Origin of the sequence: Cohaesibacter gelatinilyticus, assembly GCF_900215605.1 — a bacterium.
Taxonomy (GTDB): domain Bacteria; phylum Pseudomonadota; class Alphaproteobacteria; order Rhizobiales; family Cohaesibacteraceae; genus Cohaesibacter; species Cohaesibacter gelatinilyticus.
In genome coordinates, this window is the sequence record NZ_OBEL01000007.1 from 205,435 (window position 1) to 219,498 (window position 14,064).

The window sequence follows — 14,064 nt, forward strand, 5'->3', positions numbered from 1 at the left end:
GATGAGCAACAATGCTGCAAGACAGAAGTCAATTTTCAGAGAAGAGAACAGGTGGGCTCAATCTGGCGGCTTTTTTTCCAAGTTATTTGGAGCTGGTTCGCAGGAGGCTGCAACGGAGAAACCTGTCTTGAGTAACGATCAGATTGCACCAACTTCGCAAACCGGTAGCAACACAACCCGGCAAGAAGAGCAATCTTCAAGAGATCTCGATATCTCGCACAAGCAAGCCAGGCAATATTTATCACCCGAAGAGCAGGAATACCGCAGAGATTTTCTTGAGAACGCTCAGGAACAGATGGGCGGGAAAACTCCACCAAAAGAGATCTTCGTCATCCGACATTTACTGCAAGTCATGAATGAGAAGGATGAAGACGAAACAGTCAGAATTCTTCAGAAATTTCTCAATCTTGAACCTGCCATGATACGTGCTGGCCTTGAAGATCTTCAGTCATATCTGCAAAAAGCCAGTACTGACTACGACAAAAACAAAGGTGACAGATATCAAAGTCTCTTTGAGTTCATCCCGGATTGGCAGAAGAAAAATGAAACTGATCCGGCTGTTTTAAAAGACCAATATATGGTCAACAGACCACTATCAAATTCTGGATCAGCGGAACTAGCAGCTGATCTGAATGCTTTAAAAAAACGTGAACAGCTCTGGATTTCACAAGAAAATGCAGAGGAGAAGGCCAGAACTAAGAATGTCCGAGTGGCACTTGAGCAGAAATATGGGCTGGTCGCAAAACCTGTCAAACCAGGGCAGTTCGTGTTCCATTATAGAGGAAAGAAAGGTGTTCTTAATCAAGGAGTTATTAAGCCACATTTTGGCAATCAGGTGGAAGTGAAAAAGGGAGTTTTCCATCCAGATGAAATTATAGATATCCCGACTGATGAAATTCGAAGACGCCTTGGTTTTCATGCAGATGATGAAAACTTTGATCCACAAGAGATAAGAAATCTTATTTTACGAGCCAGTAAAGACCACAAGTTACAATCTAAAATCTTGAATATCAGAGGCATGGAACCTTTCGGTCACATTCTCAAAGATGAGGAACTCTCCAAGCTCACCGACATTCCACTGGACAAAATTCAAAAGATGCGATCCGGAGATCTGGCCGTTAGCGAAGTTGAGGATACTCTTCGAGGGGTAGCAAATGGTAGCGGCAGTCTTGTTTCAGATGGTCTCCAAACGATAGCCCGAAAACACAAGGAACTGAATATAGGAACCCAACAAATCGAAATTCGAGAAGATCAAAGAAAGATCAAATCAGATTTATCGCTTCTTTTGAAACACTCCAATAGTTCCGCTATCACCGCCGAGGCTGAAACCCGAATGTCTGAGGAGCTTTGGAAAAGAATGGAAGCGAAGGCCAGAAAAGAAACCGCTCTGCACGAATATCAAAAAAAATCTATAGAAGAACACTTCCTCTATGAGCTAGGAACATCGATTGACGGGTATATCGAAAAGAACTGGGCAACAAATGATCTGCTAAGCGGGGGAGAATTGGGCAAGGAAGCCGGTAAAGCACTTATTGAACTTATAGTGGTCAGCGGGGCTAATGCTCTTACCGGGGGAGCTGGGGCTGCACTAATGACCTATATGGTTACATATAGCGATAAAAGTCAGGCTTTGTATGAATTTGCAAGAAAGGAAGGATATGATGAAGAACGAGCTCAGCGTATCTCCAATTATGCGGCTTTGACTGCTCTTCCGGCTGCTATTCCCCTTTCGAAAATAAAAAATTTCAAACCGGTTGCAGATCTTCTCAACAAAATGTCTGCAAATAATGCGATCAGGACAAAGCTGATGTCTTTCGCTTCTGATATTCTGGTATCTGCCGGGGAAGGAGCAGCTCAAGAATATTTTGCAGAATTGTTAAATCAGTTTCCTGAAAATGCAATATATCCAAATCCCGGTGATGAAGATCAATTTAGATGGTGGTCCGATAAAATGAAGGCAGCATTTATGAAAGGTATCCAAACCGGAGCGTTGAACGGACTAGCAGGCACAGCTTCTCCATCCCCAAAATAAACTGACTGCCTTATCCAGCATCGCCATATGCAGCCATCCCAATTGACAAAAGCCCACCTTAAGAGTTGAACTCATCATTAGGCTCACAAAACTTGAGCGTAGAGCAGCCCCCGAAAACTAAGAGAAAATAGTTGCTCGTGCAGGGGCTGCATACTCAAAGCATTTCAGCAGAGAGCGTCCTGCCTAGGGATACCGCAAGCTCTAGAAACTTGTGACCCGCCGGTACAGCTTGTCCGGTCGAACGAGCAACCACGAAAAAATTATCACTGTTCCTCAAATCAAGCAATCACAAAATACATCGTAACAAAATCGTCTCTTCTGTGAAATGTGACAAGTCTCAATAGAATTGGACGTGTTCTCAGTAATCGTTTGAGAGTTGCCAAGCTTCTGTTTTGAAGCCAACGCGACCTTTGCCACCAATCTCGATGCCATGATGGAAGATGCGCAGCAGCAGATCGGCACCGGACTGGAGATACTCCCTTATCAGGATCGTGCTTCCATCAAGCCAGATGGGGAGAGTGATTATTGGCGTGCGCAGCAAGGCCAGAACAAGGTTCTCATCCGCTATCAAGGGCAGAGCCTTTCCAAGGCACCCAGCAAAGTACAGGACTGGCTGGCAGACAATGCCGAAGCTTATGGCCTCTTCATGCCGGTTGGCTCTACCGCTGCAGGCGAGACATCACCAGAGACCCGCATTGCTGACGGCTTTGACACATTGCTTGTCGCCTCTCTCGACAGTCCATCTTCCCGCGCCCTTCTTCCATCTGCAAAGCAGATGGAAGAAGGCATTGTAGCCATCGACAATCCGGATCTTCAGGAAGCGGCCCGTGCGAACCTGCAGATCCAGCTGGACCGACAAAGCAAACAGGACAAGGCGGGGCAATTGCACGCCGCGCGCGAGCTCTGGGCCGCCATTGATGACGGCAAGAGCCTTGATGATGTGCCGATCAACATTCGCGTGGCAGCGGGCAGCGCCACCATTGCTGAGGCGACCAATTTTATCCGTGCTCGAGAGGGCGGCAGGATCATCCAAACGGATGCAGTTACCCTGTCGGAACTCAACCGCATGATGGCAAGCAATCCCGACCGCTTTGCCGGGCAGGATCTTGATGCCTATCGCAATCAGATAAGCCGGAATGACCTCAAAGAGCTGAAGCAACACCAGACTGACCTTCTGAAGCAAGACAGTCAGGCCCTGAAGAGAACCGAGCTCTACAAAGCCACCTTCGAGCAGGCCGATCAGTTGCTGCAGCAATTGGGCCGCTCTACCGCTGGCCCCGATGGGGAAATTGACCCGGAAGCAGCCAAGCTGAACGCTCAATTCCTCATCAATCTCAAAAACCGCATTGACCAAGAGTTCGCCAAGGGCAGCTTTGATGCCGCAGAACCGGGCTTGCTGCAGAGCCTGATCCAAAAACAACTGGCAGCAGACTTCCCCGATCAGGCAGCAGAACTGCAAGCCTTGCAGGACGTCAGCAGCTCCGTCTCGACCAATGATTCACCGACAGTTTGGGAAACGATAAAAACGAAATCAGTAGATGTTGTTGCAGGGATCGTTGAGACCTTTTTTGAGCGTTATGAAGAAGACCCCGAGGGATTTCACAACGGGCTTCGGCTTCTCGATCCTTTCACTGAAGGTATGCGAGCGACCGGGCTGCTGGAGGATGAAAGCTACAAGCAGATAGCGCAAGCATTCGATGATGTATCGGGAGAAGCCATAACAGCCGTTCAGCCATATCTGGAAGACCTGATCCAAAAAGTTGAAAGAGGAGAAATTGATCCGAACGATACCCTCGTCGTTGCTGCCGGAAGCCTTGGTGCCGCTCTTCTGACGGCTTCTAAGAAAGATCGAGTAAGGATCATCAAGGCAACCCGATCACCCTTCTCCAGACTTATCGATGCCGTAAAAAGAAAGGCACAAGGTCCAAAAACCGCACCATCTGCCAATGCTCAAGTGGACAATGGCCCGGCCCCAAACAGCAAGCAGGCTCCGGGCGGAGCAACAAATAAATCTAGCGATGACGCTCCGTCATTTGCGGTAAACAGTAAGAAAAATGGCACTGGTGTCAAAAGCGGGACCTTCACTGGCAGCTATAAAAACATGAGCAAGCAAGAGCTTTCTTTCGTAGAGAAAGAATTGGCTGCGGGCAGATCAGTGGAGAGGATTCCCGAAAGCAAGGTGAAAGGGAAAAGATCGGCCGATTTCTGGATTTCTGACGGAAAGACCAGAATAGAAGTCGAGTTTAAAAGTATGAAAGACGTTGAGTTCATCGGTGATCTGGAAACTGACTCTGCTAAGATTTCCCGGGGCCTGTCGAGAAAGTTAACAAAAGGACGGGGACAGTCTTTGAACATTGCCGTAGATGTAATTGGGCAGGAGGGGATTACTATAGAGATCGTTGAACGAGCCTGGAGTCGGGCCAAGGGTGACTTCCGCAGGAGGGGCGTAGCGGCCCCTAGTGTTCGTATTATCGGCAAGGATTTTGAGTTCAAAAAAGATTGGAAGCTAAAATGACAGACAAATCAAAATATATAGACAAACCAAATTATCGAGAATTGTCAGGTCGCATAAGCCGACACTTGGCAGCGGCTAAATCTGAAGGCCATAAAAGGGAAATTATTATCTGCTGGGATGGGTATCTGGCATCATTGCTGGAATGGGGATATCTTTCAGAGGAGGACTTTGACAAGTTGTGCGATTTGCTCCCAATATTGGAGGATAATCCGGTTTCGTGGGTGTTTCTGGATGGTGATCCGGATGACGATGATGACTAATAGACTGGTCTTTCAGGGATAGTGATGAAATCGCAATTCATTCCACTCCGCGACCGGATCGCTTTCTTGCTGTCTGCCCAAGATCCTGCTCGTTCCCCAATAACAGGCCTCGAAGATCTGATCATCATCAAATAGTGATAACCCGGAGAACATTCATGTCATCAGCGATTTTCTTCCATACGAGCCTGGATGTAAAAGAGTTGGAAAAACGCCTTAAGCAAATCGAAGCAAAGCATCCTGAGTTGTTTGAAATATACTTTCAAATAGATCCTCCACTGGCATCTGATAGAGAAACAAAGGAAGTGATGCTGGAACAGGGATTTGACTTTGACACAGTCAGTTTTTTCATGGCAGACCTAAGAAATGAACATGATGTAGCAGAGCAAGACGGTGCAGACATGATGAAACGAGAGTTCAGCGATGTGGAATTCATTGCTCTTTTTGACAATGAAACCATCATGTAGTGGCATGTTTCTCTTAAATCATGCAATTCAACCAAACCGGACGGCCCGCGCTGCCCGGTTTTGCGTTTGGCCTCGCACAAGCCAGTCTCCCTCACTTACCTCAATATGGCCAATCTAATTGGCTGGATCAGGATCTGACACCGACCTTTGCCACCAATCTTGATGCCCTGATGGAAGATGCACCGCAGGATATACAGGACGGCTTGGAGATACTCCCTTATCAGGATCGTGCTTCCATCAAACCCGGTGGGGATCATGACTATTGGAGTGCGCAGCAAGGTCAGAACAAGGTCCTCATCCGCTATCAGGGGCAGAGCCTTTCCAAGGCACCCGGCAAAGTACAGGACTGGCTGGCAGACAATAGCGCCGCTTACGGACTCTTCCTGCCGGTTGGCTCTACCGCTGCAGGCGAGTCATCACCAGAGGAACGCATTACTGACGGTTTTGATAGAGTGCTTGTCGCCTCTCTCGACAGTCCATCCTCCCGTGCCCTTGGGCCATCTGCAAAGCAGATGGAAGAAGCCGTATCTGCCATCGACAATCCGGATCTGCAGGAAGCGGCCCGCGCAAACCTGCAGATCAATCTGGACCGGCAAAGCAAACAGGACAAGGCCGGTCAATTGAATGCTGCGCGCGAGCTCTGGGCCGCCATTGATGATGGGAATACCAACGCCTTTGTTCTGGGTGGCACCAAGTCCGCAGGCGGTGAAGACATCAATGAGAGCTTTGACCTTGGAGACTATGGCTCACTCAATGTGACTGGCCATGGCTCAGCCCCGGCCCACACCCTGACCATTACTGCACCTGACGGAAGCAAAACAATCATCACAGGACGGCTGGAACAGGATGAGAAAGCTCAAGCATCATATAGTCCAAGAAACCCAATCAAAGCACAGAAACTAAATCACTAGAAGAAGAAAAAATGAATACTCGCAAAGCTTGCGATTTGCTAGAAATTGCTACATGCTATCTGATAGATAGCGATTTCTTGATGCTATCTCAGCTGCATCAAGTGCAGCTTGTCGCAAGTTGGAGGGATCACTTTTGTGCCTGAGAATGAATATCAGTTAGTCGATGAGAAAAACCTGGCAGCAATAAAAGCCAATGTTGAAGTTGTTAAAACCGTCCTGGCCGAGAATCTGGAAGTTAGGCTTGATTTGGACGAACAGTCGATTGAATGGCTGGATGGTTATGTTGAAAGGAACCGTGAATTTTGGGAGCCAGAAGTAAAACAACAACATACTAGCATTCTTGGGTCTTTTCTTGGGGAAGCAATAGTCAAGAATTATGGTGGCCAATGGGCATATTCTGAAGGGTCTTTGGGAATAGACTTTGGCAATGACACATTTGCTTTTCCGTTTAACAAGGTAGCCAAACATATCGAGAATGGTGCCGAAGACTCCATCTTTAGTTTCTATAAGACCACATCAATGGTCGCTAATGGATCTATCAAATAGTCATTCCATTGGTTTTCGATCGATACGGGTCGCACCAATCAGTCAACAATAATCAATGTGAGTGAACAACCTGCCGAGACGCAACACCTAAGCCCCACTCCTCCCCCAAAACCGGAAGGCCCGTGCTATCCGGTTTTGCGTTTGGCCACTGGCAATCGCATGCCCCCCTCACTTACCTCAATATTGCCAGTCCGGTTGCTGACCGAAGGCTGGATCAGGATCTGTCACTGCCCTTTATCCTCTCTGGCGATGCCGCGACCTAGGGCAAAATGAAATTAATAAAGCGATCGACGATCAGTCCGGCGTGATGGTTGCGGAAGTCATATTCATAAAATAACGCGGGAGACCTGTTCACAAAATACTATCCGTTCGATGCCCTACGTAAGAGCGACTCTCTTGATGTTGAAGTCTTAAGAGAGTATGGCACGGACTTTGATACAATGTGTTATTTTGCCATGTCGTCAAGACCGAGAAAAGAAGGCTTCACCCTGAATGACGCAATCGCCTACATGAAGAAGGAATTCTCTGATGTGAAATTCGCTGCAGAAAATGAAGGTGGAGGTTTAATGTAACTCCACTCTTTTTAGGGGAGGTTTAGGCCATGTCAACCGCAACCGTATTCCATACCAGTTTGGACGCTCGGGAAGTTGAGGAACGCCTTAAACAGGTACAAGCAAAGCATGCTCTGCTTTCTACAAGTTCCTACAGCTATTCTATGGTTAGGGTGTCTAGCGAGCTGGACAATGAAATCCTTGAAGAACTTGGGTTTAATTTTCATTCAGTAAGCTATTTCGGCATTACCGAAATAAGAAATGCGCACCCTGTGCTAAGTAGGGCTGTTGAACTGATGAAAGAAGAGTTCAAAGACGCTGAAATTATTGCTCTGTTTCAAAATGAAATCATGATCTAGCTTCCTTGGTCAGGGAGCATTCCAATCTGGCAAAGCTGAAAGAGCCCCACTGCCACCCTTGGCGGTGCCACATATTTGACAAGCCTCACCCCGGCAGGCACCGTACAAAGAGCAACTGAGCGAAGAGAAAAATTCGATTTGAAAACAAAAGGTTATTTTTACAATGATGAAATTTCCCTGTTTTTTGACCTATGTGATCTCTCTATTTCTTTTGTCTTCCCTGCCTGTGACTGCCGGCTATTGCGAGGATTATGAAGCAGGCAAGGAATATCAGCTTTCCGATATTCCGCCCGCATGGCCATCTGAATTTCCAGCGCCACAAGCACTGAGCAAGATTGGTGGGCTACTCTCGGTCAATGAGGGAAGAAACTGTCATATCGATCTGTATGGTCGCACCAAGGAGCCAGGCAAAGATTATCTGCAGGATTATCAGCACCGTCTGGAACAAGCCGGTTTTCGCGCCGCCAATATATCCGAGAACGGAGATTCGATCTCCATGCAGTTTGAGCATGAGGACGGACATTTGGTGACGATCTCGACCGGCATCGTCAATGCCCGCACCAAAAGCGAATATACTGAAATTGGCGCTTATCTGATTTTGAACCTCAAGGCTGACTAAAGCTCTCTGCATGATTTCTGATTCAGCTGAAAGGCTTTGACTCGCTCTAGAGGGCGCAACGTCATTGAACAAGGTGGCAATCTTCATAAAACAAATGTTGTGATTTACGCAAAAGACAAATCGATAATGCGATGATAGCATCAATCCAGTAACAGTGAAGGTCTTTGCGATGACAATTTCTTCCGAAATCAACAAATCCGGCCCCTATGATGGCAATGGCTCGGCTACTGATTTTGAGTTTGATTTCAAGATCAGTGAGCCAGCCCATCTGCTGGTGCTGCATACCAATGGCGAGGGTACAGAAACCCAGCTGAGCGGGGATGCCTATCAGGTAACACAGGACGAAGACGGCACCGGCCATATCATTCTGCCCTCACCCTTGCCCACTGGTGAAAAGATCACCCTGCTGCTCAACCCGCCTTTCACTCAGCTCTCGGACCTGCCCAATCAAGGCGCCTGGAACCCGAAAATTGTCGAAAGCGCCCTCGACAAACTCACATCTTGCCTCCTCAAACTACGCGAAGAGGTCTCCCGTTCGGTAAAGATCAAGGCATCCAATGATTTGGCAGATCTGGATGACTTGCTGGCCGACATCGAACGACTGGCTGACGCCTCCGATGGTGTCAAAGCATTGGTCGGTGTGAAGGCCAAATTGGTGGAATGCGCCGACAATATTGCCAGTATTCAAACAGCGACAACCAGCGCCACAAATGCGGCCAACAGCGCGACCACCGCACTGGACGCCAAGACACAAGCCATCACCGCAAAAGACCAATCCATCCTCGCTCAAACCGCCGCCGAAGCCGCAAGAGACACCGCCCTCAGCGCCACACCGATCACGGCGAGCAACAAGGGCCGAGAACTGGTAGGCAAAACAACCGAAGCCGAGATGCGGACAGTGCTGGGCGCTGCGAGTAATTCCTCAGTTCAAGTTGTTATTGACGCCTTGGCCGAGAAAGCAACCAAAGTCGCCCTTAACAGCTTGCAGAATCAGGTCAACAACTTCAGCGCCGGACCAGTTGGTTCCATTATTGTGTGGTCTTTTGAAGTCCCACCTGCGGATTATCTGGAGCTCAACGGAGCCACACTCAATCGCACCGACTATCCCGATCTGTTCGCTACGGTTAATAGCGCTGGAATGCTGCAATCCCAAGGTTCCAAGCAACATACCCAATGGGGGAATGGGGACGGTTCGACAACTTTCTCTCTCCCAGATTGGCGCGGCGAGCACCTCATCGGCTGGGATCATGGCCGTGGGATAGACACCGGTCGTGGAATGCTGACATGGCAAGCCGACGCGGTGAAAGCACATAACCACAGCGCTGGTAGCTATAAGGTTCCTGTTTACGGCGGTGGCGTTGGCAATGTTGCAGGAGCTGGACATTCAAACCTCGAAGCTTACGGTTCTGTTCAAGGTTTATCGGGCACCACAGGCGCAGCAACCAACCGTGTTCGAACCGTCGCTGTCATGTTCTTGGTCAAGTTCCGTTAAAAAACCAACGCAAAAGTCTTGGTTTACTTCAAGCGCGCAAAAAATCAGTGCAGCAAATTCATGAGCTCAATTTGAAATTCAAGATCGCTCTCCCCATTCACCGATAATTCAGGAGACAATCATGCTGGGAAAAGGTGCGGCAAAGGCCCTGGAGCCTGATGATTTTGAAAATCTCGCAAGACAACTATCCTGTCACCCTGCCAATCTGGAAGCCATCGCAAAGGTTGAAAGCCGTGGTTTTGGTTGGTTCAAAGATGGGCGAATAAAGATCCTCTTTGAAAAACACATTTTCTATCGTCAGCTGCGTGGCAAGAAAAACAAGACCAAACTGAACAAAGCCATCCGGCTAGGCCTGGCTCGCCGTCGTTTCATCTCCCCCAGCCGCGGTGGCTACAAAGATCAGCGTAACAGCAAGGCCCGCTATGAGCTTTTGCAAATGGCTATGGATATTGATCCAACGGCGGCTCTGAAATCCATCTCCATGGGCACCTATCAGATCATGGGTTTCAACTATGAGGTCTGTGGTTTCAAAAGCGTCCATCATATGTGGCAGGACTTCCTGGTTGGCGAAAAAGCTCAACTCATTGCCTTTGCCAACTTCCTGAAAAACAAACAGCTCGTTCGTGCTATTCGCGAAGGCGATTTCTCTCTTGTAGAAGCCCGCTATAACGGAGGAGGATTGAAAGGCCGCTATGCCCGCAAGATGGAACAGCATGCCAATCAGCTAGCTTCTGGAAAATGGGCAAACTGGCAGGAGAATAGCTTAGAAATAACGGATCATCCCCTAGATCACGAACAGGCGCAGAATGCCAAGCCACTTGCCAAATCCCGCACCTTGAAAGGCAGCGGTGTTGGCTTTGTTGGCGGCGGTGCAATCTGTACTCAAAACATCCAACAAGCCGTCGACCAGTTGCAGAAAGGTGCAGATCACCTCAGTAGCGGCACAATCATCGGCATCACTATCGGCATCATCATCCTCATTGGCACGGCATGGGCCCTCTATTCCCGTTGGGATGATGCAGGTCGCCCTTCTCCAACAGAGATCTTCGCATGAGCGTGCTCCTATCCTGGCTATCAGCCACAAAAGTGGGACGCTGGGTTGCTACCACTTTTGCCCTGCTAGGTAGCCTTGCCCTTATCGCTGCCCACTTTTATGCCAAAGGCAAGACCGCCATGCGCACCAAGCATCAACGTCAGATATTGGAAGATATCGAGAACAGGAGGAAACTCGATGCGGATATTGATCATCTTGATGACGATGACATTGCTAAACGCATGCACGACCACTGGTCGCGATAGCTGGTGCCAGACGAACAGCCCTACTTATTTGTCGAAGCAAAGCATAAGGGCCATGAAACCGGAAGAGTTGCGCAAAATCTACGCAGATAACGAATATGGTCGCCAACGCTGTGGCTGGAAGAGGTCCAATGGAAGTCGCAATTAAAGATTTGCTCTACGTCGTAACACTGGCCATTGGCGTCGCCGGATCCCATTTCATGCTGCGTGCGCGGGTAATGGTGCTGGAAGAAAAGGTAAAAGGCTATTCCCGTGCTATTGAACGCATCTTTGATAGTTTGCAAAGAATTGAAGAGAAGCTCGACGGCAAGGAAGATCGCAGGGGGTAGAGCTGAATATATATGCCTCCGGATAAGCACAATTTCTGGTCCGAACAGATATGGAGGCAGGAAATATGGCGCGCCTTGATGGCGAAACTTCGAACGAATTGCTCGAAACGCTGACCGAATGGAACACCCAGCTTGAGCACCTGAGGCAGAAGCCTCCGGTGCCACCATGTCCGTAAAGTGCCAGTTTAATGAATCCGCCAAATCGATGAAACGCAAGCGGCCCTCCCCGTTCTGTATTCGGCTGAGCGAGACGCAGCGCGCACGCCTGGCCGATGAGGCTTCAGGCGTGCCGCTTGGTGCCTACATCAAGGCTAAAGCGCTTGGCGAACCTCTTAGGAGACGCCGGACGGGCCTTTCCATTGAGGACCGGGAGGCGTTGGCCAAAACACTTGCGCTGCTCGGGAAGTCACGTCTTTCCAGCAATCTCAACCAGCTCGCCCATGCGGCAAATATCGGCTCACTACCCATAACCCCTGAAACAGAGAAGTTTCTGTGCGATTGTCTGTGCGACGTGCAGGAGATTCGCAGCCTGTTGATGAGAGCGCTAGGCCTTAAAACAGAGCGCGATCAATGATTATCAAGGGTTCACAACGCGGCTCTGGTGCGAATCTCGCCGCTCATCTCATGAAGATAAACGATAACGAACATGTGCGTGTGCATGAAATCAGGGGCTTTGCCTCTGACAATCTGCACGACGCCTTCAAAGAAGCCGAAGCGATCAGCCTTGGCACCAAGTGCCAGCAATATCTGTTCTCTGTGAGCCTAAACCCACCAGCGAGTGAAAGTGTCTCAGTCAGTATCTTCGAAGGCGCAATAAGGCAGGTTGAAGACCAACTTGGCATGAACGGCCAGCCACGCGCGATTGTCTTCCATGAAAAGGAAGGCCGCCGTCATGCGCATTGTGTTTGGTCGCGAATTGACGCGGACACCATGACGGCAAAGCAGCTCTCTTTCTTCAAGAACAAGCTGCAATCTGTTTCGCGCGAACTTTACTTAGAAAACGGCTGGAAACTGCCGAACGGATTAAAAAGCCCTTCCGAGCGCGACCCGACAAATTTCACACTCGCCGAATGGCAACAGGCTAAGCGGCAAGGCATTGATCCGCGCTGGCTAAAACAATCTGCCCAAGAAGCTTGGCAATGCTCAGACGACTCAAAAGCCTTTGCTCAAGCAATGCACCATAACGGACTGTTTCTTGCCAAGGGAGACCGACGAGGGTTCGTCGCCCTCGATTATAATGGTGAGATTTATGCATTGTCTCGCCTCCTTGGCATAAAAAACAAAGAGCTCAATGCACGCCTAGGAAAACCCGATGGACTTTTGAGCGTCGAAGAAACTCGGACGACCATAGCCAGACGTATGACACCTATCATTCGGGGCCATATCGATGAGACGCGTGAAAAATTCACAAGTGAGTTAGCCAAATTCGCCAAATACCGATTCGAGCTAACCGCACTGCACCGACTAGCACGATCTAAGCTAGAAACTCGTCAACGTAAAGAATGGAATGCGGAGAATCTGGAGCGTGCAGCTCGGTTACCGCGTGGCCTTCGCGGTCTATGGCATCGGTTCACCGATAATTATCAGAAAATCCGGCAAGCAAATGAACATGAGGCAAGCAAAACCCGCCTGCGTCATGCCGATGAGTATCAAAAGCTTGTCGACAAACAACTAAATCAGCGTTTGGTTCTGCAAACACGCATAACCAAACTTAGAAATCAGCAAGCGCATCAGCTTCGGAGCTTACGCCAGGACATCGCGCGCTTTCTTTCCCATTCGCAAACTTCACCCGCCCCCGCTCGCAATCGGGAGCAGACACTCAGCCTGAAACTTAAGCGCTAGGCCAAACCACGCTACTTGAATCTCGCGACCTTGGGTACTTCATTGTTAATATGCAAAATTTTTGGGAACGCCCTGAAATCGATGACTATTTACGTGATGTTCGTAAGAAACCAGATCGTTATCAGTGGCTGAATTTGGATGCTAGCTTTGAAAAAACGGAGCAAGTGAAATCAAATAAGAGCTTATTGAACTCACCTGATTGCTGAGAAAAGATCTTACTGATAACTAGAGAACTCATGTTTTAGTGCTTCATCGCAATCTAACATTGCTTCTAGTATCTCGAGCGCGTATTCCATTAGCAACTTGTCACGCTCATTGTTTCCCTCTGGATGCAGCCAGCCTTTTCCTCCATGAAACAAGTTGTTGCGAACCCTATAAATTAGCTGGATCATGTTGTCTGACGTAGCTTCGACACCGGTCTCTTGCTCAGACCAGCGAGGCTTTTCTCCATCCCAAATTTGCTCTTTCGGAGGTTCACTACAAAAATATTCAACCGCCTTTTTTAGTGTCGGATCGCCTGTCATCTTTTCTTTGAATCTATCTCGAATATCGGCACCAAACTTGCTGTAATTTACTTTCAATGGCTTAACGGCATCACCTTTATGTACATACAGCTTTTCTTTTAGAGCATACTCAAAGCGGGAAAATGAAATTAAGAAATCCCTTGATAATTCTAAATCAACATGAAGGTTTCCTGCTGCCTCTTTTGATAATTTTCTCAATGTAATCTCCGAATAATTGTGTCCGTGAAATTATACACCAAATGGGAATGAAGTTCAGGCACAACTGAACTTCTGCCCTTCGGCGAGAATGGGGGGAAAGCGGAAAGCGCCTTCGCGGGGAACCGG

The 14,064-nt window shown here is 48.6% G+C and carries 15 protein-coding genes; 14 read left to right on the top strand and 1 reads right to left on the bottom strand.

What is annotated here, in order from left to right:
• Window position 1 precedes the first annotated feature (1 nt).
• The 14 genes from CRO57_RS22035 to CRO57_RS22100 all read left to right on the top strand — a co-directional run bounded on the left by CRO57_RS22035 (window position 2) and on the right by CRO57_RS22100 (window position 13,216).
• Complete coding sequence (locus CRO57_RS22035; protein WP_141401316.1) at window positions 2-2,032, top strand: hypothetical protein; 2,031 nt, start codon at window positions 2-4, stop codon at window positions 2,030-2,032.
• 376 nt (window positions 2,033-2,408) lie between these two features.
• Window positions 2,409-4,547 carry a hypothetical protein gene (locus tag CRO57_RS22040; protein ID WP_097155681.1) on the top strand — a complete coding sequence of 713 codons (2,139 nt, stop codon included), beginning with the start codon at window positions 2,409-2,411 and terminating at the stop codon, window positions 4,545-4,547.
• On the top strand, window positions 4,544-4,807 hold the full coding sequence (locus CRO57_RS22045) for a hypothetical protein (protein WP_097155682.1): 264 nt from the start codon (window positions 4,544-4,546) through the stop codon (window positions 4,805-4,807). The genes CRO57_RS22040 and CRO57_RS22045 overlap by 4 nt, the downstream gene beginning before the upstream one ends.
• Window positions 4,808-4,962: 155 nt before the next feature.
• The gene (locus CRO57_RS22050) at window positions 4,963-5,271 is read left to right on the top strand and encodes a hypothetical protein (RefSeq protein ID WP_097155683.1); all 309 of its coding nucleotides are present in this window, start codon (window positions 4,963-4,965) and stop codon (window positions 5,269-5,271) included.
• A gap of 20 nt (window positions 5,272-5,291) precedes the next feature.
• Window positions 5,292-6,182, top strand: coding sequence for a hypothetical protein (locus CRO57_RS22055; RefSeq protein ID WP_097155684.1), 891 nt, complete (start codon window positions 5,292-5,294; stop codon window positions 6,180-6,182).
• Between the two features lie 135 nt (window positions 6,183-6,317).
• The gene (locus CRO57_RS22060; protein ID WP_097155685.1) at window positions 6,318-6,728 is read left to right on the top strand and encodes a hypothetical protein; all 411 of its coding nucleotides are present in this window, start codon (window positions 6,318-6,320) and stop codon (window positions 6,726-6,728) included.
• A gap of 601 nt (window positions 6,729-7,329) precedes the next feature.
• The gene (locus tag CRO57_RS22065; protein WP_097155686.1) at window positions 7,330-7,638 is read left to right on the top strand and encodes a hypothetical protein; all 309 of its coding nucleotides are present in this window, start codon (window positions 7,330-7,332) and stop codon (window positions 7,636-7,638) included.
• A gap of 163 nt (window positions 7,639-7,801) precedes the next feature.
• Window positions 7,802-8,257, top strand: coding sequence for a hypothetical protein (locus tag CRO57_RS22070; RefSeq protein WP_097155687.1), 456 nt, complete (start codon window positions 7,802-7,804; stop codon window positions 8,255-8,257).
• Window positions 8,258-8,426: 169 nt separating this feature from the next.
• Window positions 8,427-9,749, top strand: coding sequence for a tail fiber protein (locus tag CRO57_RS22075; RefSeq protein WP_097155688.1), 1,323 nt, complete (start codon window positions 8,427-8,429; stop codon window positions 9,747-9,749).
• Between the two features lie 121 nt (window positions 9,750-9,870).
• Entirely contained in the window at window positions 9,871-10,803 is a 933-nt protein-coding gene (locus CRO57_RS22080; protein WP_097155689.1) for an N-acetylmuramidase family protein, read from the top strand.
• Window positions 10,800-11,048, top strand: a complete 249-nt coding sequence (locus CRO57_RS22085) for a hypothetical protein (RefSeq protein ID WP_097155690.1) — start codon at window positions 10,800-10,802, stop codon at window positions 11,046-11,048. Before CRO57_RS22080 ends, CRO57_RS22085 begins: the two co-directional genes overlap by 4 nt.
• 128 nt (window positions 11,049-11,176) lie before the next feature.
• Window positions 11,177-11,374, top strand: a complete 198-nt coding sequence (locus tag CRO57_RS22090) for a hypothetical protein (protein WP_141401317.1) — start codon at window positions 11,177-11,179, stop codon at window positions 11,372-11,374.
• A gap of 166 nt (window positions 11,375-11,540) precedes the next feature.
• Entirely contained in the window at window positions 11,541-11,948 is a 408-nt protein-coding gene (locus CRO57_RS22095; protein WP_097155692.1) for a hypothetical protein, read from the top strand.
• The gene (locus CRO57_RS22100) at window positions 11,945-13,216 is read left to right on the top strand and encodes a relaxase/mobilization nuclease domain-containing protein (protein WP_097155693.1); all 1,272 of its coding nucleotides are present in this window, start codon (window positions 11,945-11,947) and stop codon (window positions 13,214-13,216) included. Before CRO57_RS22095 ends, CRO57_RS22100 begins: the two co-directional genes overlap by 4 nt.
• A gap of 215 nt (window positions 13,217-13,431) precedes the next feature.
• Here CRO57_RS22100 and CRO57_RS22105 read toward each other — a convergent pair whose 3' ends face one another.
• On the bottom strand, window positions 13,432-13,938 hold the full coding sequence (locus CRO57_RS22105; protein ID WP_097155694.1) for a hypothetical protein: 507 nt from the start codon (window positions 13,936-13,938) through the stop codon (window positions 13,432-13,434).
• Window positions 13,939-14,064: the final 126 nt, after the last annotated feature.

What these genes read in the sequence shown, in the direction of transcription:
- CRO57_RS22100 (WP_097155693.1), top strand. Translation starts at nt 11,945, where the DNA reads ATGATTATCAAGGGTTCACAACGCGGCTCTGGTGCGAATCTCGCCGCT.
- CRO57_RS22035 (WP_141401316.1), top strand. Translation starts at nt 2, where the DNA reads ATGAGCAACAATGCTGCAAGACAGAAGTCAATTTTCAGAGAAGAGAAC.
- CRO57_RS22095 (WP_097155692.1), top strand. Translation starts at nt 11,541, where the DNA reads ATGTCCGTAAAGTGCCAGTTTAATGAATCCGCCAAATCGATGAAACGC.
- CRO57_RS22070 (WP_097155687.1), top strand. Translation starts at nt 7,802, where the DNA reads ATGATGAAATTTCCCTGTTTTTTGACCTATGTGATCTCTCTATTTCTT.
- CRO57_RS22050 (WP_097155683.1), top strand. Translation starts at nt 4,963, where the DNA reads ATGTCATCAGCGATTTTCTTCCATACGAGCCTGGATGTAAAAGAGTTG.
- CRO57_RS22085 (WP_097155690.1), top strand. Translation starts at nt 10,800, where the DNA reads ATGAGCGTGCTCCTATCCTGGCTATCAGCCACAAAAGTGGGACGCTGG.
- CRO57_RS22075 (WP_097155688.1), top strand. Translation starts at nt 8,427, where the DNA reads ATGACAATTTCTTCCGAAATCAACAAATCCGGCCCCTATGATGGCAAT.
- CRO57_RS22045 (WP_097155682.1), top strand. Translation starts at nt 4,544, where the DNA reads ATGACAGACAAATCAAAATATATAGACAAACCAAATTATCGAGAATTG.
- CRO57_RS22080 (WP_097155689.1), top strand. Translation starts at nt 9,871, where the DNA reads ATGCTGGGAAAAGGTGCGGCAAAGGCCCTGGAGCCTGATGATTTTGAA.
- CRO57_RS22055 (WP_097155684.1), top strand. Translation starts at nt 5,292, where the DNA reads ATGCAATTCAACCAAACCGGACGGCCCGCGCTGCCCGGTTTTGCGTTT.
- CRO57_RS22090 (WP_141401317.1), top strand. Translation starts at nt 11,177, where the DNA reads ATGGAAGTCGCAATTAAAGATTTGCTCTACGTCGTAACACTGGCCATT.
- CRO57_RS22065 (WP_097155686.1), top strand. Translation starts at nt 7,330, where the DNA reads ATGTCAACCGCAACCGTATTCCATACCAGTTTGGACGCTCGGGAAGTT.